Origin of the sequence: Acinetobacter qingfengensis (genome assembly GCF_008693185.1) — a bacterium.
Classification (GTDB): domain Bacteria; phylum Pseudomonadota; class Gammaproteobacteria; order Pseudomonadales; family Moraxellaceae; genus Acinetobacter; species Acinetobacter qingfengensis.
Map to the genome: position 1 here is coordinate 31744 of NZ_VXKN01000007.1, position 22752 is coordinate 54495.

Below are 22752 nucleotides of genomic sequence, written 5' to 3' on the forward strand. Positions count from 1 at the left end.
CAGAATATATGATTTTTGTGCTTATTGCATATTTAGAACAAAGTAAACAAAAATAAAATTGTTGTTGTATAAAATTAACTTTATCCACTTCTATCTGCTTATTTAGCACACTTTATGCAAAGATTAGTTGTTCTTATATCGAGCATAGTTCATAATTTGCTATTGTCATTATTGTATTTTTCTGCTGTGATGACATCTACGCATTTATTTATTCAAGATTAATTCCGTCTATGCCATTTACTATTGATTTGTAGTATCGGGGTTAGATGGCAAATAAAGGATTGTGTTTTAAAATGACTCAGCATGCAACGTCCATTCACGGTTCAATTGTCGCGATTATCACACCTATGTATGAAGATGGCAGCGTAGACTGGGATGGCCTAAAGAAGCTTGTGGAATGGCATATTGAACAAGGAACAAATAGTATTGTTGCCGTTGGTACTACAGGTGAAGCATCTACATTAAGCATGGATGAACATGCCAAAGTCATTGCAGAAATGGTACGCATTGCAGACAAACGTATCCCAATTATCGCTGGTACTGGCGCAAACTCCACAACCGAAGCCATTGAGTTAACACAGGAAGCCAAAGAAATTGGTGCAGATGCTGCCTTGTTGGTCACACCTTATTATAATAAACCGACACAAGAAGGCCTCTATCAACACTACAAAAAGATTGCTGGATCAGTTGATATTCCACAAATTCTTTACAATGTTCCTGGTCGCACGGGTGTAGACATGCTCAATGATACCGTGATTCGTCTGTCCCAGATCGATAACATTGTTGGAATTAAGGACGCAACTGGTAATGTTGCTCGTGGCACAGAATTAATCCAAAACCTTCGTTCACAGGATATGGTGGTGTTTTCTGGAGATGATGCAACCGCATGGAAATTGATCATGGCAGGCGCAAGAGGCAATATCTCTGTCACTGCCAATGTTGCACCAAATGCTATGAGCCAAATTTGTGCTGCAGCGCTTGCAGGTAATCAGTCACTGACTGAACAATTAAATACACAAGTTGCACAATTACATGAAATTTTGTTCTGTGAATCCAACCCAATCCCTGTAAAATGGGCGCTACATGAAATGGGTAAAACCACATCAGGTATCCGTTTACCATTAACGCCACTTGCAGAACAGTTCCGTGCTCCATTACGTGAAGCACTCAAAGCAACAGGCATTATTTAAAACTTAACAAGAGCTATAAAGTATGCAGTTACGTCTAAGTCTAACCCTTGGTATGATCGCATTCAGTTTGGTCGGTTGTGCGCGCTTTAGTATCAGTAATCATTCGTTAGATTATAAAAAGACGCAAGCTGTAGCCCCTCTTAATGTGCCTGCCGATGTACAAATGCGTCCACAACAGGCACTTTATCCTGCCCCGGTTATTAATCCTCAGGCATTGCAACAAGCACCAAACTTTAGTAATGCCAAAGGTAACCGCTTTGAAATGCCTCGCCCTGATGCTAATACTGCACCTGTTTCAAATGCTGCGACTGGCGTTGCAAACACACAACCTCAATTCGTCACTGATGGCAACAACGTACCGCTATTAAAAATTGATGGTAATGCAGAAACTGTTTGGAAATATGTTGTTGCTGCGGCAAGTACAGCAAATTTAAATGCGACAGACGGCAAAACACCTTATCAATTAAGCGTACAATATGAAGGTAAAACTTATATCTTGCGTTTATCACCAACAGGTACAAGTAACGTATTGGGCGTTTATCAAGGTAATAGCAATTTCGCACCTACCGAAACTGCACACGAATTGTTAAATCTGATTGCTCAGAATTGGCCAGCCTAACCGATTTAGGCATATCTCTTCATCGAAGGTTCTCTCATGTTAAAACAAGCCTTGCTCTATACTGGAAAAGCGAAATCTGTTTATGAAACAGATGATCCTGATCACCTAATTCTGGTGTTCCGTGATGATGCATCTGCATTCAACGGTGAAAAAATCGCTCAGCTTGACCGTAAAGGCAAAGTCAATAACCGTTTCAATGCATTTATTATGCAAAAACTTGCTGATGCAGGTATTGAAACGCATTTTGAAAAATTGCTTACACCAACAGAAGTTCTGGTGAAAAAGCTAAAAATGATCCCTGTAGAATGTGTGGTTCGCAATTATGCAGCAGGTTCTTTGTGTCGCCGTCTTGGGGTAGAAGAAGGTAAAGAACTTAATCCACCAACTTTTGAATTGTTCTTTAAAGATGATGCCCTTGGCGATCCAATGGTCAATGAATCCCAAGCAATTGCTTTGGACTGGGCGACTGCGGAACAATTGGCACAAATGAAAGAACTCACTTATAAAGTGAATGATGTTCTTTCTAAAATTTTTGCAGATGGCAATATGATGTTGGTCGACTTCAAACTTGAGTTTGGTGTATTCCATGATCGTATTGTACTTGGCGATGAATTTTCTCCAGATGGCTGCCGTCTATGGGATAAAGACACCAAGAAAAAATTGGATAAAGACCGTTTCCGTCAGGGCTTGGGCGGTGTAGTTGAAGCTTATGAAGAAGTCGCTGCACGCATTGGTGTAGATTTATCTGATATCTGATTATATTAATCAGTACAAAAAATCAGCCGATTTTCTTTAAACCTTTCAGATTTTCTTTTAAAGTCTGAAAGGTTTTTATTTTTTAGCTTAAAATCTTTTTAATTATTCATAAAATATTAAATCACTTTTTAATATAGTCATATCTCACAATATTATTTTTGATTTTCTCCACAAATCATTAACATGAATTAACAAAATTTTAAAACAATGGAGAAAATATGAAACCGGTTGTTAATCTTGCCACGGTTATTATTTTATCAGCACTCTATCAACATGCAAATGCCGACAATTCTAATATAAATGAAAATACACAAGCACCACAAAATACAGAAGTCAAAACACTAGCCCCTTTAATTGTGACCGGAACCAGAACTAAAAATCGCTCTCTCACCGATTCTTTACAACCTATTGATGTAATCAGTGCCGAAGATCTGGTACAGCGTACCGGTAGTCAGGAATTGGCAACCGCATTATCTCGTCTGGTACCCTCTATTAATTTTCCGCGCCCTACGGTGGTCGATGGTACAGAAATTGTCCGGCCTGCTCAGCTTAAAGGCTTATCTCCAGATCAAGTGCTGGTATTGGTGAATGGCAAACGCCGACATAACAGTGCTTTTATTAATCTTGGCGGAACAATTGGTCGTGGTTCTGCGCCAGCAGATCTTAATGCAATTCCTATTTCGGCGATCAATCGTATTGAAGTATTACGTGATGGTGCATCGGCACGTTACGGTTCTGATGCAATTGCCGGTGTTATCAATATCATTTTAAAATCTGACCCATCTCATGGTGAGGTTGGCGTGAAATATGGTCAATATAAAGAAGGAGATGGCGAGCAAAAACAATCTTTTGCTTCCGGTGGATTTGATCTTAATCATGGACAAGGTTTTTTAAATTTTGCTGCGGAATGGCAAGATAGTGCTGCAACCAATCGAGCCGGACAAGATTATCGTAATGCAGCCTCAACCACTTATGGTCAACAAACATTTCGTTTTGGCGATCCAGATTCACAAGACGTTAAACTGGCATTAAATAGCGGATACTATTTGACAGACAGTGCCGAATTATATGGCTTTGCCACATATAGCCATCGAAAAGCAGAAACCGGCGCATTCTATCGTTTAAGTAATGCCAGCAATAATATTCCGGCATTATTTCCAAATGGTTATTTACCTTTAATTAATGCAACTGTAGAAGATATTGCAGCTGTTGCCGGAATTAAAGGACAAATTGGTACTTGGGATTATGATGCCTCTATTAATTTTGGTCAAAATCAATATCAGGTTGATACTCGAACAGTTAACGTAGATTTATATAATGATACAGGTTCCACTCCTTTATATTTCCATAATGGGGAATTATCTTATCAACAGCAATTAGTTAATTTAGATTTTAACCGTGAATTTAATCTGTCTGCACTTCAGCATCCTTTAAATGTTGCTTTTGGCGCGCAATATTTTAACCAGGAATATGAAATCAAGGCTGGTGATCCCGAATCTTATTATAAAGGTGGATCTTCTGGATTAGCCGGTTTTCGGAATGCTGATGCAGGAAAATGGTCACGTGATAGTTATGCAGGTTATCTGGATCTTGAAACCAATTTAACCGATAAATTATCTACCTCTCTGGCTTATCGTTATGAACATTACGATGATTTTGGTGATAGTAATAACGGTTCTCTGGCCTTTCGTTACGCATTTACGCCAAGTGTCGCTTTCAGAGCAAATGCTTCCACAGGTTTTCGGGCGCCTGGACTGGCGCAACTGTATTATACTCAAACCAGTTCTCAATTGATCAATGGTAATCTTGTAGAGGCTGGGACTTTTCCTGCAAGTTCCCGGATCGCACACTTACTTGGTGCTGAAGATTTAAAACCGGAGAAGTCAAAGAGCTTTAGTGCAGGCATCGTCTTCACCCCGAACGATCAATTTTATTTAACGCTAGATGCCTATCAAATTGATATTAAGGATCGCATTAGTTTATCTTCCAGCATCAGCGCCAACAGTGCTGCTGTACAACAATATCTGGCCGAAAATGGGATTACTGATACAAGTTTTTCAACAGTGCGTTACTTTAATAATGCCAGTGATACTCAAACACGTGGTGTAGATCTGGTTGCCAGTTATAAATGGGATCAACTGCCACACGGCAAGCTAAACACCTCACTAGCATATAATTATAATCGCAATAAAGTTACTCATGTAGATGGTAACCCTGAAGTATTAAATGCGCTAGGTTTAACTCTAGCCCGTCTGGATCGCCGTGAACAGTTTGGTCTTTTAGCCGGTAGTATTCCTGAACATAAATTGAGTTTAAATACGGATTATCAACTGGGTAATTTTGGTATTAATACCACATTAACCCGTTATGGCAGTTTCAGAACCTATAGCAATTCAGGCCCAGAAAAAGATCAATACTTTTCTGCAAAATGGCTGCTAGATCTGTCATTATCATATCAATATAACAATTGGAATTTTATTGTCGGTGGTGACAATATTACTGATGTTTATCCTGATAAAGATGTCTATGACATTAATCAGCCAACCGGTGGTAGTTTACAATATAGTCAGTTTTCACCCTTTGGCTTTAATGGTGCATTTTATTATGCAAAAGCCAGTTATCGCTGGTAAACCTCTAATTATTTAAGGCCATAAAAAAGGTTGCTGCTTCTACGCATCGAAGCAGCAACCTTTGTAATAATAATTAAATTAGTATTTAAAGTTTAAAGTCAGACGGAAAGTCCGTGGTTCACCCCAACTGACAAGTTGTGCATTGGGTGTCGTACCAACCAAATATTCCTTATCAAACATATTTTTAATACTAAAGTTTGCTCCCCAATGTTTTGCTTCATATCCTGCTTTTACATCATATAAAGTATAACTAGACAGTGGAACATAATAAGTTGTACGTTGTGCTGTACGTGCGCCCTGATAAGTGATACCCGCACCAATATTCCAGCCTAACTGATCCGGACTAAAGAAATATTGCGTAGATAATGACGCTGCATTTTTAGGTACATGGTTAATACGCTTACCAATATCACTGGCTGTTGTACTTTCCGTTGTTTCTGCTGTAGGAATATAGCTATAGGTCGCAGTTACATTCCATTGCGGTGTTAATGCTGCTGCAAGTTCAGCCTCAAAACCTTTGGTTTTTTGCTCGCCAATCTGGACTGAATATCCTAAAGTAGAGTCGGATTCAGTCACATTTTTACGAGTTAAATCATAATAAGCGAGATAGCCTTGTAGTTTTTGGTTGAAAGCCTGAAATTTTACCCCTGCTTCAAATTGTTTACCTTCTTCAGGATCTAATAAAACCCCGCCTTCACCTGTATCACTTACCGGAAAGAATGATGTTGAATAACTCAAATAAGGTGCAAACATATCATTCATTTGATACATCAATGATGCACTACCGGTAAAGGCACTATCTGAATTTTTAAGCTTGCTATCATTAAACAAATCATCAACTTTGACCTGAGTCCAGTCATGACGACCTGATAATCCAATGATCCAGTGATCATCAATCTTGAAATTATTACGTAAATACAAACCCATATACTGTGTATCAGTAATTTGATGAGCAATTGTCGCTGTTGCAGCTTCAATCGCTGTATATACAGGATTATTCGCATTAAATGCAGTGAGTGTACGTCTACGACGTTCGTAATCACTACGTTCATGCGCCATATCCAAACCAATCATCAAATCATATTGTGTTTTCCCCCAATCAAAATGGCGAGAAACATTGTTATCCCATGTAAAATTTAAATCATCTTTAATTTGCCTTTCTACAGTTCGTTTGATTGTTGGTAGGGTATTATTACTACCAGCCAATACCGGATTATTATCAGCTTCTGTTTTTATGACTGCAAAATTTGATTTAAACGTCCAGTCATGATCAAAATAATGTGTGTAGTTTGCACCAAAACGATAACTATCCACGGTATTACTTAAGTTTGTTGCACCAAAATACAGGCTGTGTGGGTAATTTTTATATGCACCATCACTATATGGAATCCCTTGCTGACGAATAAATTCTCGATGTTGATAACTGGCGATTACCGATAATTCGTCTTTATCACCTAAATCAAAATTATAAGATGGTGCAATATAATAATTTTTAAAGTAAACATAATCAGTGGCATCATTCTGGTCAGAAACATGCCCCACAACTCGGAATGCACCTTTAGCACTGTGATTAGGTGCATAATTGATGTCAAATGTTCCATCTTTGAGCGCATAACTACCATAGCTTAGACTGCCACGATAAAAGGTTTCAGCTTGAGGGCGTTTAGTGGTTAAATTCACTAAACCGCCAGGTAAAGCAAAACCAAAACCTGTCGATGTCGGCCCTTTGACCACTTCAATAGATTGTAAGCCGCTAATATCTTCCGAACGCAATGCATTATCTGAAGTTTGCACTCGTAAACCATCAATATAGGTTTGTGAACTTGCTACCTGCCCACGAATGATAAAATCATCCCAGCCTCGGCGACCATACTGTCCTGATGTTACACCGGCAACCCCTTCAATTGCTTCAGATAAAGTTTTAGCTTGTTTTTGTTGTAATTGTTTTTCGGTAATGACGCTAATAGATTGTGCAGTTTCAAATAATGGTTGATCCGATCGCAAAACTGCGCTGGCTTTTGTTGCCGCATATTTATGCTGATCCGATTCGGCATCCACATTTAAGATTGGCAATACAGTAGGTGTTGTTGTATCTGTGTCAGTATTTGCAAAGACAGCACTGCTTAAAAGAGATAAAATTGAAAAAGAAAGTACTTTAAATTTAAAGTCAGCCATGTGATCAGTACTCATACAAAAAAGGTGAGGTATTTAATAAAACTTTATACCAATTTTCAACAATAATTTAAAATAATATTATAATTGTTTTCATTCTCAACTATATCTAAAGCATGACAAATAAAATTTACTCATCTAGAAATCACTAGATACCTGTAGCGATTAATTTTTTATTTTAAAATACAATAACCTGAAATGGTTGGTCTGGATAATGATAAAGAAGCTTGGAATGTTCAAGATTAATCAACGACCCTGTACGCACATTAAATGCATTCGAAGTCAAAACACGAGAATTATCATTAATAATGACGGCTGTTTCCTTAATTGCTTTTAGACAAGGCAAAAAAAGCTTTTCCAAAGAAGATACCAGTAAGTCTATAGCAATCACCCCAATAAATTGCCCCTGTACAATGACAGGATAAGCAGTAGTGATGGTGTATGCACCATTACAAATATAATCGACATACGGTCCTTGAATATATAATTTTTTATTGATTTCTGGTTGCTGAAACCAGTCAAAATATCGAAAATCCAGAAATCGTTGTGCGTTTTGATAATTTTCTAAATTTGCTTGTTGCAGGATATTATCTTTTTTAAACCACCATTCTAAAGTCCAATAATCCCCTTCCTCATCCATAGCAGGCCGATAACTGGCAAATCCCATACCATAACTGTAATGGCTTTTACAAAGTGACTGCTTAATTTCTAGTTGTAATTCATGTCGTTGTTGATCTGATAGCTTAATACCTGAATATTGTTCAGTACTTTGTTTAGATATAATATGACTTGCTTTCATCGCAAGACTTTGTGCAATCGAGATTGTTTCCTGAAATACCTGTTTGACTAAAAAATCTAATTTTTCGAGATTTAAGTTTTTTATCATCATTTTCTAAACTCCTCATATTGTTTATCTGTACTGGAGTTAACCAGAATCTAAACTATTCATCTTCCATGGACAATTTATATCTTAACATTTGGTCTATGCCAATCGAGATAAGATGTTTCATTTGTTGTTCTGACCGAATAATATCTCTGTGCTTTAAAATATCGATAAGAATATGATATTGTTCAACAATATTTATATGAAACAAAGAATCCTGATATAATCTCGAAATCAATGGTGCCCATTCTGCCTGTATTGCCAACTCCTGATTGGCTAACCGAGCGGACTGCGATAAAGAGCATAAAGACAACAGGCAACGCATATCCATCTGAACACGAAGTTCTGCCGTATCTGCCTGAGTAAATAGCCCAATCAAATCATTTAATTTCATCCAATCCTGTTCTGTTGCCCGTTGTACTGCCAAAACAGCACTATGTCCTAAAATTGCACAGTGAAACTCACCCAAATCTGCCAGATATTCATGACTTGCTTGGTGCAAAGGATGCTGCTTAAAAATGCGCTCAATGGATAATTCACATACAAAACTTCCACCATTACGTCCACGCCGGGTATCAATCAAACCTTTACCACGTAAAGTATTTAATGCATCCCTTACCGTAATGGGAGAAACACCCATCAAACGTGCCAAATCAGTTTCGTTTGGAAGTTGCTCATTATGTTTTAATAAACCTGAAATGATGGCATTTTCAAGCCGTTCCACAACTTGTTCCGAACGTGTTGACTGCTCAATAGGTGAGAAAATAATAGTATGTGCTGTCATTAAAAATCTGATCTCTATGCGGCTGAATCATAAAATATTCAGCCTTTTCCAGCAAACAGGTTAAAAAACACCATAAGCATGAACTGCATTCTGATCTTCTGGTACAGCAGGAATTGCATCCCAGAGCTCTACAATTTGCCCATTCTCTATACGCCATAATTCAAAATAGGCATGTCGGGAATTGGCAATACTGCCTTCAGAATGGGTTAGAACAAATTGCCCTTCTGCTATGATACGATGAATTTTCAAGTATACCAGACCTTCTCCCTGATCACGGATTTTGTTGAGAAAATCAATCACAGCCTGAGCGCCATCTCCAATATCAGGGCTATGTAAATGGAACTGTGCCCCGTTGGTATATTGTTTAAAACCTTCATAATCACCATCAATCAGTGTTTTAGTAAAAAACTCCGTGATGAAATGACGATTTTGAGCTTCCTGTCCTGTAACACCAATATCTGTTGGGCCATCAAGCTGAGTACGTCCACTGGAATTTGCGGATGCTTCTGCAACCAGACCATCCCAGTGTTCAACAATTTTACCCTCTTTGACCCGATAAATATCAAAGCCAACCAGTGGTTGTTCATCCAGCCCTTCAAAGCGTCCATGTATGGCAACCAGATCGCCATCAGCTAATACCCGAACAGCTTCATGTTTAATATCAGGATAATCCTTTACCAGTTGTTTTAAGCCTGCCAAGCCATCCTCAACCAGTGGTGAATGTTCAATGAAATCACTGGAAAAATATCGTTCCAGAGCACTCACATCATGCAAAGTAAATAATTCATGATGCGCCGTGACGACTAAATCTTTTATTTGCTGTTTATTCATCATCATTCTCCAGATCAGTCTTGATTAGAACTCATGACATGCTTGATTCTGGTATATTCTTCAAAACCATAAGCAGATAAATCTTTACCATAACCTGATTTTTTGAAACCACCATGAGGCATTTCTGCGGTTAATGGGATGTGTGTATTAATCCAGACTGTACCAAAATCCAGTTCTCTTGATAATCTCAGGGCACGAGCATGATTCCTTGTCCAGACACTGGAAGCCAGACCATATTCCACATCATTTGCCTTATCTATGGCATCGGCTTCATCTACAAATTTTTGTACTGTGACCACAGGGCCAAAAATTTCATTTTGAATGGCATCATCATGTTGCAACAAACCTGTAATCACGGTAGGTTCAAAATAAAACCCTTCTCTATCTGCCTGCTGTCCGCCTGTTTCAACTTTGGCATGTGCAGGTAAACCCTTAATAAAATTCTGTACATTTCTAAGCTGATTGGCATTATTTAATGGGCCGTATAATGCATCGGTATCATCTGGATCGCCAAAACGGGTATTTTTGGCAGCCTCAACCAGTTTTTCCACAAACTGATCATGAATGGACTCAGCAACTATGACTCGGGTTGCAGCCGTACAATCCTGACCTGCATTAAAATAACCAGTTACAGCAATCATTTCGACAGCTTTATCTAGATCTGCATCATCAAAAACGACAACAGGTGCTTTTCCACCCAATTCAAGGTGAGCTTTTGCCAGATTTGCTGCGGCTGATGCTGCAACCTGTAATCCTGCCCGTACCGAACCTGTAATCGAAACCAGTGCTGGTGTTTTATGGGAAACAACTTTGGCTCCTACATTTGCATTTCCTAATACCACGTTAAATGTCCCTTTTGGAAAGAAAGGGGCAGCCAGTTCTGCCAGTAACAAGGTACTTTCAGGCGTGGTATCACTTGGTTTTAAGACTACGGTATTGCCTGCTGCCAACGCAGGTGCAATTTTCCATACTGCCATCATCAATGGATAATTCCAGGGTGTTACCTGTCCAACCACGCCAAGAGGTTCACGGCGAATACTGGATGTCAGTCCTTCCAGATATTCGCCTGTTGCCTTGCCATCCAAAAATCTGGCAGCTCCTGCAAAAAATCGGATTTGATCTGCGGAAGTACCTATTTCTTCTGATGCAATTAGATGTTTTAGTTGTCCGGTATTACGACTTTGTGCTTCGATTAAACGTTCTGCATTTTCCTCAATAGCATCAGCCAGTTGTAATAATGCCTTCTGACGAACCGATGGTGTAGTTCGACCCCAGATTTTAAATGCTGCTTTGGCTGCTGCATAAGCGGCATCTACATCAGCATCCGTGGCATTCGGTGACTGGGCATAAATCTGTCCAGTAACAGGTGAAACCAGATCAAAAAACTCTGTTCCTGTACCATCAACATATTCACCATTAATAAAATGTTTTAACTTGTTCATCATGATCGTCCTGTGACTTTGAATAAATATAACCTATAACTTTATATGTATTGTTTTTATTTTCTAATGTCAATAATTTTTTAGCTTGAATATTAAAATTTAGCAGCTATTCTCTATCTGAAACTCACGCATAGTTTTGTGTTCTTACTTTCAATTCTTCAGATTAATGTATTAATATTTATACACTTTTTATTTCAAATTTTATTTTTTTATTCCAGCTAAAATTTAGCATCATTTAAATACAATTTTTTAAATTTAACAATAAACACTATACTTAAATATTGATTGTTTTTTTGTCATTAGATTTTCCCAAATTAAAGCTAAAATCGCTACACTGATATATACATAACGATTAAAACAGGGGTGATTTATGGGATTTAAACCAATACCGACCATTATTGCGATATTACTTGCCAGTTTAATCTGGTGGATTGTGCCTATTCCCCAAGGGGTTGAACCTGCTGCATGGCATTTACTGGCAATGTTTGTTGGTGTCATCGCTGCGATTATCGGTAAAGCCATGCCAATTGGAGCGATCGCCATTATTGCCATTATGCTGGTCGGAATTACAGGGGTCACCAATGATAACCCTGCAAAAGCCATGCAAGATGCTTTAAGTAGCTTTTCCAGCCCTTTAATCTGGTTGATCGGTATTTCTATCATGATTTCCAAAGGATTACAAAAAACCGGATTGGGTGCACGACTGGGTTATCTGTTTATTGCAGTATGGGGAAAACGTACCATTGGTATTGGTTACAGTATGGTGTTATCTGAATTATTGCTTGCTCCAGTAACACCAAGTAATACTGCTCGAGGTGGTGGAATCATTCACCCAATCGTCCGTGCGATTTCCAGTAGTTATGATTCCGATCCTGAAAAAGGCACACAAGCACGGATGGGTAAATATCTGTCTTTGGTAAATTATCATTCCAATCCCATTACTTCAGCCATGTTTATTACTGCCACTGCGCCTAATCCTCTCGTGGTGGATTTAATTGCCAAAGCAACAGGTGCAGAAATTTCTTTATCATGGACAACATGGGCGATTGCCATGCTGATTCCAGGGCTAATTGCACTGGTTGTCATGCCTATTATTCTGTACTGGATGTATCCTCCTGAGGTCAAACAAACCCCGAATGCTGCACAATTTGCCAAAGATAAATTAAAAGAAATGGGGAAAGTGTCCCTACACGAACTCATTATGCTGGGAACTTTCGGTGTGTTATTGTTGCTATGGGCAGGCATTCCCGCCATGTTATTAGGTGATGCTTATGCAGTAGATGCCACAACCACAGCGTTTTTGGGATTATGTATTTTGCTGGTGACTGGTGTACTGACATGGGAAGATATTCTTCAACAAAAAAATGCATGGGATACCATTACATGGTTTGCTGCATTGGTAATGATGGCTACTTTTTTAAATAAACTCGGTTTAATCGACTGGTTTTCTGGAGTACTCGAAACTCAAATTGGTCATTTGGGCTGGGGCTGGATTCCATCCTGTTTATTATTAATGTTAGCCTATTTATACACCCATTATATCTTTGCCAGTACCACTGCCCACATTACAGCCATGTTTGCCGCCTTCTACACTGCTGGTTTGGCACTAGGCGCACCACCAATGTTTTTTGCCCTGATCATGGCCGCAGCATCTAGCATCATGATGACACTTACCCATTATGCAACCGGAACCTCACCGATCATTTTTGGTTCAGGTTATACAACTTTAAGCGAATGGTGGAAAGCCGGTTTTATTATGAGTGTGGTTAATATTGTAATTTTTGTAGTCATCGGTGGATTGTGGTGGAAAATGCTAGGCTACTGGTAAAACAACATTTGAATATCATGGCAGTATCACTGACTGCCATGATTTTTCATATTATCTATTGTTGCTGGTTTTGTTGCTGCCAGCGCCGTTGCTGTAACTTTTCTGCCTCTACCTCTCGTTTATTTAAGGCACGTTCATATAAAGTTGTGCCTTTTAATTCAGATGGTAAATAATCCTGCGTTACAAAATGTTCTGGATAATCATGTGGATATAAATAATCTACCCCATAACCCTGTTGCTTCATGAGTTTGGTCGGTGCATTACGTAAATGTAACGGCACAGATAAGTGTGCTGTTTTTTCAGCCAGTGCCATGGCACGATTAATTGCAAGATAAGTACTATTACTTTTTGCGCTAGTGGCCAGATAAACAACACACTGCCCCAAAATAATTCGTGCTTCAGGCATACCGATCACCTGCACAGAACGGAAACATTCACCTGCCAATAACAAGGCATTAGGGTTAGAATTTCCAATATCTTCCGATGCAGCAATCAACATACGTCGTGCAATAAAAATTGGATCTTCTCCACCTTTAAGCATTCGTGCCATCCAGTATAATGCGGCATCAGGATCACTCCCTCGAATCGATTTGATAAAAGCGGACACCAGATCGTAATGCTGCTCGCCAGATTTGTCATAACGGGCAATATTTTGCTGGGCGACTTTGACTACCAATGCATCATTTAAAATATTTTCCTGTTCCGGTTCAAAGGTACTCGCCACCAGATCCAGCAAATTAAGTGCCTTGCGGGCATCACCCGCAGCAAATTGATACAGCGCATCAAATTCTTCCAGCTGAATGTGCCTAGCCTGTAAGAACTTATCACTTTTCACCGCTCTTTTTAACAGGATTTCAATCGCATTTTCATCTAATGCTTTTAAGGTATACACCTGACAACGTGACAACAAAGCACTGTTGACTTCAAAGGAAGGATTTTCCGTAGTTGCACCGATCAAGGTGATTTTACCCTTCTCAACTGCACCCAGTAATGCATCCTGCTGAGATTTATTAAATCGATGAATTTCATCAATAAATACCACAGGTGTTAGTAGATCACCACTTTCGGCAATAACTTCCCGTAATTCTTTTACCCCTGTATTCAATGCAGACAAACTGATAAATGGACGATCCACCGCCTGTGCCAATAATAAAGCAATGGTGGTTTTACCAACTCCCGGAGGTCCCCAAAAAATAATTGAAGGTAAATGCCCCTGATCAATCATTTGCCTTAATGGCGCATCTTCCCCCAGTAAATGATCCTGCCCGATAATTTCGGACAGACTTCTTGGACGTAGACGTTCGGGTAATGGGATTTGTGTTTCACTCATAAGTCTTGATCAGCAGCAGCACGGTTTTATCCTATAATGCCAATTCATATCGTAAAAGTAAAAAACAGAATGCTGTTATTTGGCATGAAGTCTGAGCAAATTGGCTTTTTCTCCATCTTCAAGTACCCAGATGGCACCATCTGGTGCTTCCAATAAGCCACGAATCCGTGCTTTCATATCAATTCTTTGTATTTCACGTGCGGGTTGCTGTTGAATATCTACGACAATAATGGCTTGTGAAGATAAGCCACCAATAATGGCTTTTCCTGTCCAGTACTCAAGCTGGTCTCCCCGATAAATCATCAGACTGGATGGTGAAATTACCGGTGTCCAACTTATTTTTGGTGCCTCAAATTCAGGTCGTGTTGCATGATCTGGAATCAATTGCCCATTGTAATGATCACCATTGGAAACCAACGGATAGCCATAATTTTGCCCTTTTTCAATCAAATTTAATTCATCCCCCCCCTGAGGCCCCATTTCCACCACCCAAAGTTGCCCCTGCTGATCAAAATCCATCCCTAAAGGATTACGATGCCCCAAAGACCAGATTTGTGCAGCAATGCCACCTTGAGAGGCAAAAGGATTACCATCTGCTGCTGTGCCATCATCGTTTAGACGTAAAATTTTTCCTAAATTAGATTGCATATCTTGTGCTGGATCAAATTTTTGTCGCTCGCCGGAACTGATCCACAATTTACCTTGCTGATCAAAACGCATTCGATGTGCGTAATGCCCCTGACCTGAAGTTTTAGGCACTTGTTGCCAGACAACTTTTTGATCCAGCAATTTGGGTTTTGCCGGTAAACTTAAATCCAGTCTGGCACGAATCACTTCTGCACCATAACCACCGTTTCCACGTGTCGCATAACTTAGATAAATCCAGCCATTATGGCTAAAATCAGGATGCAAGATCACATCACCTAAACCACCTTGTCCACCATAAGCAACACTTGGTACAGCAAAAACATCAATGCTTTGTTGGCTGAGTGGATCAAATATTTTCAATACTCCCTTACGCTCTGTAATCAATAATCGTCCATCTGGTAATTGTGTCAAAGCCCATGGCTCATCAAAACTAGCAATTTTATCTATCTGAAAATTTTGTTGAAATTTCGGGACATGGGCTTCTGTAGACGTTGCCATATCATGACTTGCTGCTTCTGGAGTCGATGTACCACAAGCTGTCAATCCAACCAAAATGCCCGATAAGGCTAAAAATAAACATAAATTTTTCAACATGATCCTTGCCTGTTTTTGCTGTTATTAAAATTTAGCCTACCCAATTCTGGTGACCAGATATAGCCAAGATCCATTTTGTTCTTTTCAAGATGTAAATGCTTTTGTTTTTTCTACTCGCCAAAAGATAAATGCTGCTGTATGGTATTTCCCATAATTTTTAAGCTCAAAATGTATAAAATGATCAAAAATCTTTTATTCAGTTGCATGATGTGTACTGTTACTTTTCAGGCTGCAACAACACAAGCCGAGGAAATCAAATTGCAACAGGGCGTGACCTTAGTTGGTGGACATCAAAATCAGCAATTTGAACTCAATTCAAAATTTCATGCTCAAAAATATGTTATTCAGGTATACCAACCTAAAACACCTGCGCCTAAATCTGGTTATCCAGTGATTTATCTGTTAGATGGCAATGCAACTTTTCCCTATGCCTCAATCATGGCTCAGGCGATCGACAACACTGCTTTTCGCTCACATAAAACACCGCCTTTGATTGTTGCCATTGCTTATCCTACTGATCAAAGTTTTGATTTAAAAGCACGTAGCTTCGACTATACGCCGCCTTATCAGGGTAAATTAAAACAACCTGCACACCGAGGCAGTTCAGATTATACTCAAGGTGGTGCAGAACAGTTTTTTCAATTTATTCAACAACAATTAAAACCAGCAATTGCAGCACATTATACAATTAATGCAAAACAACAAATTTTATTTGGGCATTCTTATGGGGGACTGTTTACGTTATATACTTTTTTAAATCATCCGGATTCTTTTCAATTTTATCTGGCTGCCAGTCCATCAATCTGGTGGAATGATTATGCACTTTTAAGACAATTATCAAGTATGCCACAGCAATTCAAGCAACCAACGACTTTATGGCTATCCGTTGGAGAAACAGAAAATAGGGAAAAGCGTCAAGCCCATCCTCTGGTACAGCAGGATTCTGATATTGCACAATTTTCCCATGATTTAATGCAACACAAAAATTTAAATGTAAAAACTTTTGAGCTTGCCAATGCCAGCCATATTGAAGCATTATTTGCTGCATTAAATCTGGTATTTAAAATTAATCAACCTTAACGAACCCAACGAATGATATATTCTTCAATATCATCCTCTTGCACTTGAGTTTCAGAAATACAGCGTTTTGCCGCTGATTTTTTTGCTTTGATGATGCTGTTGCGATCCCCTGTCAATAAATAATGCCAGTTGGGTAATGGCTTACCTTCTGCAACTCTGCGATAAGCACATGACGAAGGTAACCAATGAATTTGTTGTAGTAATTCCGGAGTAAGCTGGATACAGTCAGGGACATATTGGTGTCGATCAGGATAATCTGAACAAGCCGCACTTTGGCAATCCAGTAACTTACACGCCACTTTGGTATAGGCAACTTCCTGTGTTTCATCGTCTTCCAATTTAATGAGACAACATAAACCACAACCATCACATAATGCTTCCCACTCTGCATGTGTCAGGGCATCAATCGAGTAATGTTGCCAAAATTGCGGGCGTAAATCAGAATCCATAACGAATAGATAAAACCGAAGATAAGCTATTTTAACAGCATAAATAACAGGATCCGCAGCTTTTTCTGCATTGCAGTGATACACATTTGGCATAAACCCTACAAAAACTGTGCTTAAATTCACAAAATATTTACACTATAGGCTCAATTTTATGATTACCATGAGCAAATAATAAACAAATATATTGAGGAGAATATTATGTTTCGTTGGGCAATTATTTTTGCAGTGATTGCATTAATTGCAAGTTTTCTGGGTTTTGGTGGCGTTGCAGGGCTTTCAAAAGACTTTGCCGTGATCTTCCTTGTGGTTGCTGTCATTTTGTTTGTGATCGGCTTCCTATCTAGAGGTAAATAGTTGCTTGAAATAGTATTAGGTTGTGAAGCAGTTTTCTCAGCTTCCAGCCATAATATTTTGTGCAAAAAATTATACAAAAGGCAATCCTATGATTGCCTTTTGTCATATTTATTCGCTATAACCAATAGACTTAATGAAATAAAGGATATGATGATATGACTCAGCTCATTCAAACCAAGGAAATTCAATACAAGGACAGTACCGGTCAAACCTTGATTGGCTATCTGGCTTATCCTGAAAATACTTCTCAGGCACCCGGTATACTGGTATGTCCTGAATGGTGGGGGCGTAATGATTATATCGAACGTCGTGCTCGCGAACTTGCCGAACAAGGCTATGTGGCACTGGCGATTGATATGTATGGCGATAAAAAACTTGCGGTAGATGCAGATACTGCAGGCAAATATATGATGTCAACATTTGAAAATCCTGCCACGATCGTTGATCGTGCAACTGCAGCTTATCAAACATTAGTTGCTCAAAATAATGTAAATGCCGATAAGGTTGCTGCCATCGGTTTCTGTTACGGTGGGAAAGTAGCATTAGATTTGGCGCGGTCCGGTGCCAATTTAAAAGTTGTAGCAACTTTTCATGCCAATTTAAGTGCTCAACAACCGGCGCAGGCAGGGAAATTTACCGCAGAAGTTCTTGTCGCTCATGGTGCAGATGACAGTATGGTTTCTCTAAATGATGTCGAAAATTTTAAACAGGAAATGACTGCAGCCCAGGTTAAATATTCTGTAGATATTTATCCAAACACTAAACATGGTTTTACCAATCCTGTAGCGGATGAAAAAGCAGCAAAATACGGGACAGACCTTGCATATAATCCCGAATCAGAAAAACAAGCCATTGCAAAATTATACGACTTGCTTAAGCGTACGTTTGCCTGACTTAACCTCAACACATTTAGACCGGAAGCACTATTCCGGTCTTGTGCTAAAAATGGCTATTGGGCTGGGTTAAAAATTCCTGTTCTTCAGTCGTTGAAATTCGCCCTAAAATATCATTACGATGCGGATAACGTCCAAAACGATCAATAATTCGCTGATGTTTTTTTTCAAAATCTAGTGTGAGTTGATCTCCCAAACGCTGAAATAATTGCAAAGCAATATCATGAATGTAGCCTGACTCACTATGCATAAATGGCATATATAAAAATTTGCGCTGTACAGGATCAAGCTGCTGATCGAGTTTTAGGGAAATCGCTTCCTGCGCCAGTGCCAATGCCATCGAATCCTGTGCAAACGCTTGTGGCTGTTCACGAAATAAATTACGTGAGAACTGATCAAGAATAATAATCTCTGCCAGACGACCTTCCGGTGTCACACGCCATGACCATAATTCACCCTGCTTTGCACGATGATGAATCGTCATAAAATGTGTGACAATTTTCTGATCAAATTCACCAGATTTTTCAAACCAGAAGGGCTGATTCTCTGCTGCAAACCAAAAATTCAAAACAAATGCTGCATCCATAAATTTCTCTGCCTTATTTTTAATTAATTGTATAAAATCACATAATTCTAATGTGTGATCACATGGGTTTGTGTTAAAACACTGTCTGATTTATGCATGATCCAAGCAATACTTGTATCATATATAAATTATTGCTGTTGTTTATAACAGCAAATCAATAACGGATTGAGCAACTTTATATGACAGAATCTTTGAATGCCTCTTCTATTGTTCCTACCTGGTTAACACCAAACCACTTACAGGGAATGTTACGTGGGATAGAACGTGAAAGCCTCCGCATGCAATCCAACGGTTTTCTGTCACAACAGCCACATCCAAAAACTTTAGGTGCTGCACTGACCCATCCATTTATTACGACAGATTATTCTGAAGCATTAATGGAATTCATTACACCACCACAACCCGATATCGCTAAGGCACTGGAATTTCTGGAAAATATCCATGCTTACGCCGCAAAACATTTACCAGAAGGCGAATCACTGTGGCCTTTATCCATGCCGTGTATGCTAGATGAACAGGAAGAAAATATTCCTCTGGCACAATATGGCCATTCTAATATTGGTCGTTTTAAAACCTTATATCGCAGGGGTTTAGGTGTACGTTATGGTCGCAGAATGCAGACCATTTCAGGTGTACATTATAATCTTTCTTTTCCGGATCAACTGTTTGCCTCATTACAACAACAAGAACAAAATCCATTATTAAAAAAACTGAATTTACAGGATTATCGCAGCCACCGTTATTTTGGACTCATTCGTAATTTTCTCCGCTTAATCCCGATGGTCATGTATTTATTAGGTGCTAGTCCAACAGTTTGCCGTTGTTTTGTGACAGGCCGAAAACACCAATTACAACCTTTGGTTGGCGGTACACTTTATTTACCAGATGCGACTGCTTTGCGTATGGGACGTTTGGGTTATCAAAACTCGGCCCAACGCCAACTCGGGATTCATTACAATCATTTACCGGATTATCTGACTGGAATGCGTAAAGCCATTCGCACCCCTTATCCGGCTTTTCAGTCTTTGGGATTGAATGATGCTAATGGTGAACCTATTCAGATCAACGATCATGTTCTACAAATTGAAAATGAATATTACAGTTTGATTCGTCCAAAGCAGACACCGCAAGGGCAAGAAACACCTTCTCAGGCACTTGAAGCACGTGGTGTTGCCTATGTTGAATTACGTGCAGTCGATGTAAATCCATTTAGTCCAATTGGTATAAATACAGATAGTGCTGCATTTCTGGAAATTTTGGCATTATATTGTTTACTTGATGAAAGTCCGAAAATTACCGAAAATGAACAAGATTTACTGGATAAGAATCAGGCAATCACTGTCACCAATGGTCGTGATCCACAACTAGAGCTGCATACTCTTTCTGGTACGGTCAAATTACAACAATGGATGCGACAACACTTTGCACAAATGCAAGGTTTGGCAGAATTACTGGATCAGAATGAACATGATCAGATTTATCAAAATGCATTCAGGTGTATGCAACAACGTTGTGATGATGTGTCACAAACACTTTCATCACAAATACTGGACCAAACTAAAGCCAGCTCAGGTACATGGAGTTTTGGTGCCAATACTGCCAAACAACATCAGACCCATTACCAGCAATACGCCTTGTCTGACCAGCTAGAACAATACTTTAATGAGGTTGCGCTACAATCGATCACACAGCAACAACATCTCGAATCGCAACCACAACCAGACTTTTGCGACTACATCAAACCTTACCGTAATCTGCTGGAGAATTAACTTATGCGGCCAAGCTATCGTATCGTAAATACCTTACTCGTCCTGATCAGCTTTATTGGAATTGGTTTTGCACTTTATCTGGAGCATGTTAAAGGCTTAAATCCTTGTCCTTTATGTATCTTTCAGCGTGTAGGTCTATTGGCAATGGGCTTTTTTGCATTGATCGCACTAATTCATCATCCACGCCAACGCTGGTTACGCCGTTTTTATAGTTTACTCAGTACATTGGCAATTGGCTGGTCTGTTGCTGTTGCTGCCCGTCAAGTTTGGATTCAACATCTGCCACCAGATCAGGTACCTTCTTGTGGTCCGGGTCTAAACTATTTAATGGATGCTCTGCCATTTCAATCGGTTGTGAAAGAAGTATTATCAGGTTCTGGCGAATGTGCGGTGATTGACTGGACATTTCTCGGACAATCGTTAGCTGTCTGGTCACTGGTATTTTTTACCTTCCTGCTTATCCTGAATCTCTGGCAACTATTACGTCGATCATAATAATGTAATGATAGCTTTTTATCCAAACTGAATGCTCAGTAAAGTACTAGAGAGAAAATCATCAGATGGCAGACATTGAAACCCTACAACAGATTGCTGCACAATTAAGACAACCACAAGGGGAAAAAGGGTTGGAAATGGCTGCCATGATGCATCAAAGCAATTGGCCCATGACAAAACATTGCATTGATTTATTGCAACTTGATGCAAAACAGCACATCCTTGAATTAGGACATGGCAATGCTGCACATCTGGATTATTTACTGAAACAGCAAGCACATTTGTATTATGAAGGACTAGAAATTTCCGAATTAATGTATGAAGAAGCGCAGCATCTTAATCATACTGCCATCATGAAACAACAAGCGCATTTCCAATGCTATGACGGCTTCACACTACCTTTTACTAGCGCTACTTTTGATCGTATTTTTAGTGTCAATAGTATTTATTTCTGGCAGCAGCCTAAAGCTTTTTTGCAGGCATTGGGAGATCTGCTTAAACCACAAGGATTGATCAACCTGACCTTTGCCGATAAAACTTTTATGCAAACTCTGCCATTTACTCAGTTTAATTTTGAATTATACGATCTTGAGCAACTCCAGACCCTCGCGGAAAGTAGCAATTTATTTATACAACAACATACCGCGGCACAGGATCAGGTCAAAAGTAAAGCTGGCGATTGGGTAAACCGTCATTTTCTCACCGTGACACTCTACAAAAAATAAGCCGATCAATGCATGATCGATCTACAAAAACTACATACATTTTTCACGAATTGGCGTTATGCTGAAAGTCTGTGTTCATCCAACCAAGCAGACAATATAAAAATAGATCAAACGGGGAGAAATTCCATGAATAACATCGTAATAAGCCTTTTGCTTTGTAGTACGGTTGTATTCACTGGCTGTGCAACTACACAACAACCCAAAACTTTCGATCAACTGGGGCATTACCAGATTATTCCGCTTAATGATTCCACCGCACGAATCAGTTTTAAAGCAGATAACAATAGATCCTATGGTTCTGCCGAGGAAATTACGTTACTTAAATCGGCTCAGATTACAGTCCAACAAGGTTTTGATTTTTTTAAAGTTTTGAATGATCCAAGTAATCAATTAAATCAGCAACAACCTCGTCGTGTTGTGGTATATCCAAATCGACCACTGCATCCTTATGTCGGACCTTACGGTCGGTTTTATGGTCCATTCTGGGACGATCCATTTTATGATATGCCTTATAGCGTTGATGTCGATCCTGTAGAAGTTTCATATAGTATTCAAATGTTTAAAAAAGCCCAGGCACCTGCCGATGCTTTTGATGCGCATCGTATTCTACAAAGCTTAGGCACAAAATATGGACTTCGCCCTGATGGAAGTGTCATTATTCCTCAACCCATCAATAAAACGCCATAAACTGCTC

General features: G+C 39.3%; 21 protein-coding genes. 12 read left to right on the forward strand and 9 right to left on the reverse strand.

Annotated features, from left to right (window positions below):
* Positions 1 to 293: 293 nt before the first annotated feature.
* From dapA to F4V57_RS09885, 4 genes are all read left to right on the forward strand, one after another.
* Positions 294 to 1190 carry a 4-hydroxy-tetrahydrodipicolinate synthase gene (gene dapA / locus F4V57_RS09870; protein ID WP_070070172.1) on the forward strand — a complete coding sequence of 299 codons (897 nt, stop codon included), beginning with the start codon at positions 294 to 296 and terminating at the stop codon, positions 1188 to 1190.
* A 22-nt stretch (positions 1191 to 1212) separates the two neighbouring features.
* Positions 1213 to 1809, forward strand: coding sequence for a hypothetical protein (locus F4V57_RS09875; protein ID WP_070070173.1), 597 nt, complete (start codon positions 1213 to 1215; stop codon positions 1807 to 1809).
* Between the two features lie 36 nt (positions 1810 to 1845).
* On the forward strand, positions 1846 to 2565 hold the full coding sequence (purC, locus tag F4V57_RS09880; protein WP_070070174.1) for a phosphoribosylaminoimidazolesuccinocarboxamide synthase: 720 nt from the start codon (positions 1846 to 1848) through the stop codon (positions 2563 to 2565).
* Between the two features lie 218 nt (positions 2566 to 2783).
* A complete protein-coding gene (locus F4V57_RS09885) occupies positions 2784 to 5195 on the forward strand; it encodes a TonB-dependent receptor plug domain-containing protein (RefSeq protein WP_070070175.1) in 2412 nt (803 codons plus the stop codon).
* A 78-nt stretch (positions 5196 to 5273) separates the two neighbouring features.
* Here the strand turns inward: F4V57_RS09885 and F4V57_RS09890 are convergent, their stop codons facing one another.
* The 5 genes from F4V57_RS09890 to F4V57_RS09910 form a co-directional block, all read right to left on the reverse strand.
* Entirely contained in the window at positions 5274 to 7370 is a 2097-nt protein-coding gene (locus tag F4V57_RS09890; protein WP_070070176.1) for a TonB-dependent siderophore receptor, read from the reverse strand.
* Between the two features lie 175 nt (positions 7371 to 7545).
* Positions 7546 to 8253, reverse strand: coding sequence for a cache domain-containing protein (locus F4V57_RS09895; RefSeq protein ID WP_070070298.1), 708 nt, complete (start codon positions 8251 to 8253; stop codon positions 7546 to 7548).
* Positions 8254 to 8308: 55 nt separating this feature from the next.
* Positions 8309 to 9034: a FadR/GntR family transcriptional regulator gene (locus F4V57_RS09900; protein ID WP_070070177.1), complete on the reverse strand. Its 726-nt coding sequence runs from the start codon at positions 9032 to 9034 to the stop codon at positions 8309 to 8311.
* A 60-nt stretch (positions 9035 to 9094) separates the two neighbouring features.
* A complete protein-coding gene (locus F4V57_RS09905) occupies positions 9095 to 9865 on the reverse strand; it encodes a nuclear transport factor 2 family protein (protein ID WP_070070178.1) in 771 nt (256 codons plus the stop codon).
* A 14-nt stretch (positions 9866 to 9879) separates the two neighbouring features.
* Positions 9880 to 11310: a gamma-aminobutyraldehyde dehydrogenase gene (locus F4V57_RS09910; protein WP_406564525.1), complete on the reverse strand. Its 1431-nt coding sequence runs from the start codon at positions 11308 to 11310 to the stop codon at positions 9880 to 9882.
* A gap of 367 nt (positions 11311 to 11677) precedes the next feature.
* Here F4V57_RS09910 and F4V57_RS09915 point away from each other — a divergent pair, with 367 nt between their 5' ends.
* The gene (locus F4V57_RS09915; RefSeq protein ID WP_070070180.1) at positions 11678 to 13135 is read left to right on the forward strand and encodes a DASS family sodium-coupled anion symporter; all 1458 of its coding nucleotides are present in this window, start codon (positions 11678 to 11680) and stop codon (positions 13133 to 13135) included.
* A 55-nt stretch (positions 13136 to 13190) separates the two neighbouring features.
* Here the strand turns inward: F4V57_RS09915 and F4V57_RS09920 are convergent, their stop codons facing one another.
* The gene (locus F4V57_RS09920; RefSeq protein WP_070070181.1) at positions 13191 to 14465 is read right to left on the reverse strand and encodes a replication-associated recombination protein A; all 1275 of its coding nucleotides are present in this window, start codon (positions 14463 to 14465) and stop codon (positions 13191 to 13193) included.
* Between the two features lie 75 nt (positions 14466 to 14540).
* A complete protein-coding gene (locus tag F4V57_RS09925; protein ID WP_070070182.1) occupies positions 14541 to 15707 on the reverse strand; it encodes a PQQ-dependent sugar dehydrogenase in 1167 nt (388 codons plus the stop codon).
* A gap of 204 nt (positions 15708 to 15911) precedes the next feature.
* On the opposite strand from F4V57_RS09925, the gene F4V57_RS09930 reads away from it, so the two are divergent.
* Entirely contained in the window at positions 15912 to 16787 is an 876-nt protein-coding gene (locus tag F4V57_RS09930; RefSeq protein WP_081409235.1) for an alpha/beta hydrolase, read from the forward strand.
* On the opposite strand, the gene F4V57_RS09935 is transcribed toward F4V57_RS09930, so the two are convergent.
* Complete coding sequence (locus tag F4V57_RS09935) at positions 16784 to 17236, reverse strand: YcgN family cysteine cluster protein (RefSeq protein WP_070070299.1); 453 nt, start codon at positions 17234 to 17236, stop codon at positions 16784 to 16786. The two genes, F4V57_RS09930 and F4V57_RS09935, sit on opposite strands and share 4 nt — an antisense overlap.
* 198 nt (positions 17237 to 17434) lie before the next feature.
* Here F4V57_RS09935 and F4V57_RS09940 point away from each other — a divergent pair, with 198 nt between their 5' ends.
* Positions 17435 to 17590: a DUF1328 domain-containing protein gene (locus F4V57_RS09940; protein WP_070070184.1), complete on the forward strand. Its 156-nt coding sequence runs from the start codon at positions 17435 to 17437 to the stop codon at positions 17588 to 17590.
* Between the two features lie 155 nt (positions 17591 to 17745).
* Positions 17746 to 18483 (forward strand): dienelactone hydrolase family protein, encoded by a 738-nt coding sequence (locus F4V57_RS09945; RefSeq protein ID WP_070070185.1) that lies wholly within the window; start codon positions 17746 to 17748, stop codon positions 18481 to 18483.
* Positions 18484 to 18529: 46 nt separating this feature from the next.
* Here the strand turns inward: F4V57_RS09945 and F4V57_RS09950 are convergent, their stop codons facing one another.
* Positions 18530 to 19069, reverse strand: coding sequence for a DUF924 family protein (locus tag F4V57_RS09950; protein WP_070070186.1), 540 nt, complete (start codon positions 19067 to 19069; stop codon positions 18530 to 18532).
* Positions 19070 to 19248: 179 nt separating this feature from the next.
* Between F4V57_RS09950 and gshA the strand changes: the two genes are divergently transcribed.
* The 4 genes from gshA (at position 19249) to F4V57_RS09970 (ending at position 22745) form a co-directional block, all read left to right on the forward strand.
* Positions 19249 to 20838: a glutamate--cysteine ligase gene (gene gshA, locus F4V57_RS09955; protein ID WP_070070187.1), complete on the forward strand. Its 1590-nt coding sequence runs from the start codon at positions 19249 to 19251 to the stop codon at positions 20836 to 20838.
* A 3-nt stretch (positions 20839 to 20841) separates the two neighbouring features.
* Entirely contained in the window at positions 20842 to 21333 is a 492-nt protein-coding gene (locus tag F4V57_RS09960; RefSeq protein ID WP_070070188.1) for a disulfide bond formation protein B, read from the forward strand.
* 65 nt (positions 21334 to 21398) lie between these two features.
* Positions 21399 to 22058, forward strand: coding sequence for a class I SAM-dependent methyltransferase (locus tag F4V57_RS09965; protein WP_070070189.1), 660 nt, complete (start codon positions 21399 to 21401; stop codon positions 22056 to 22058).
* A 126-nt stretch (positions 22059 to 22184) separates the two neighbouring features.
* The gene (locus F4V57_RS09970) at positions 22185 to 22745 is read left to right on the forward strand and encodes a CC0125/CC1285 family lipoprotein (RefSeq protein WP_070070190.1); all 561 of its coding nucleotides are present in this window, start codon (positions 22185 to 22187) and stop codon (positions 22743 to 22745) included.
* The last annotated feature ends 7 nt before the right edge of the window (positions 22746 to 22752 follow it).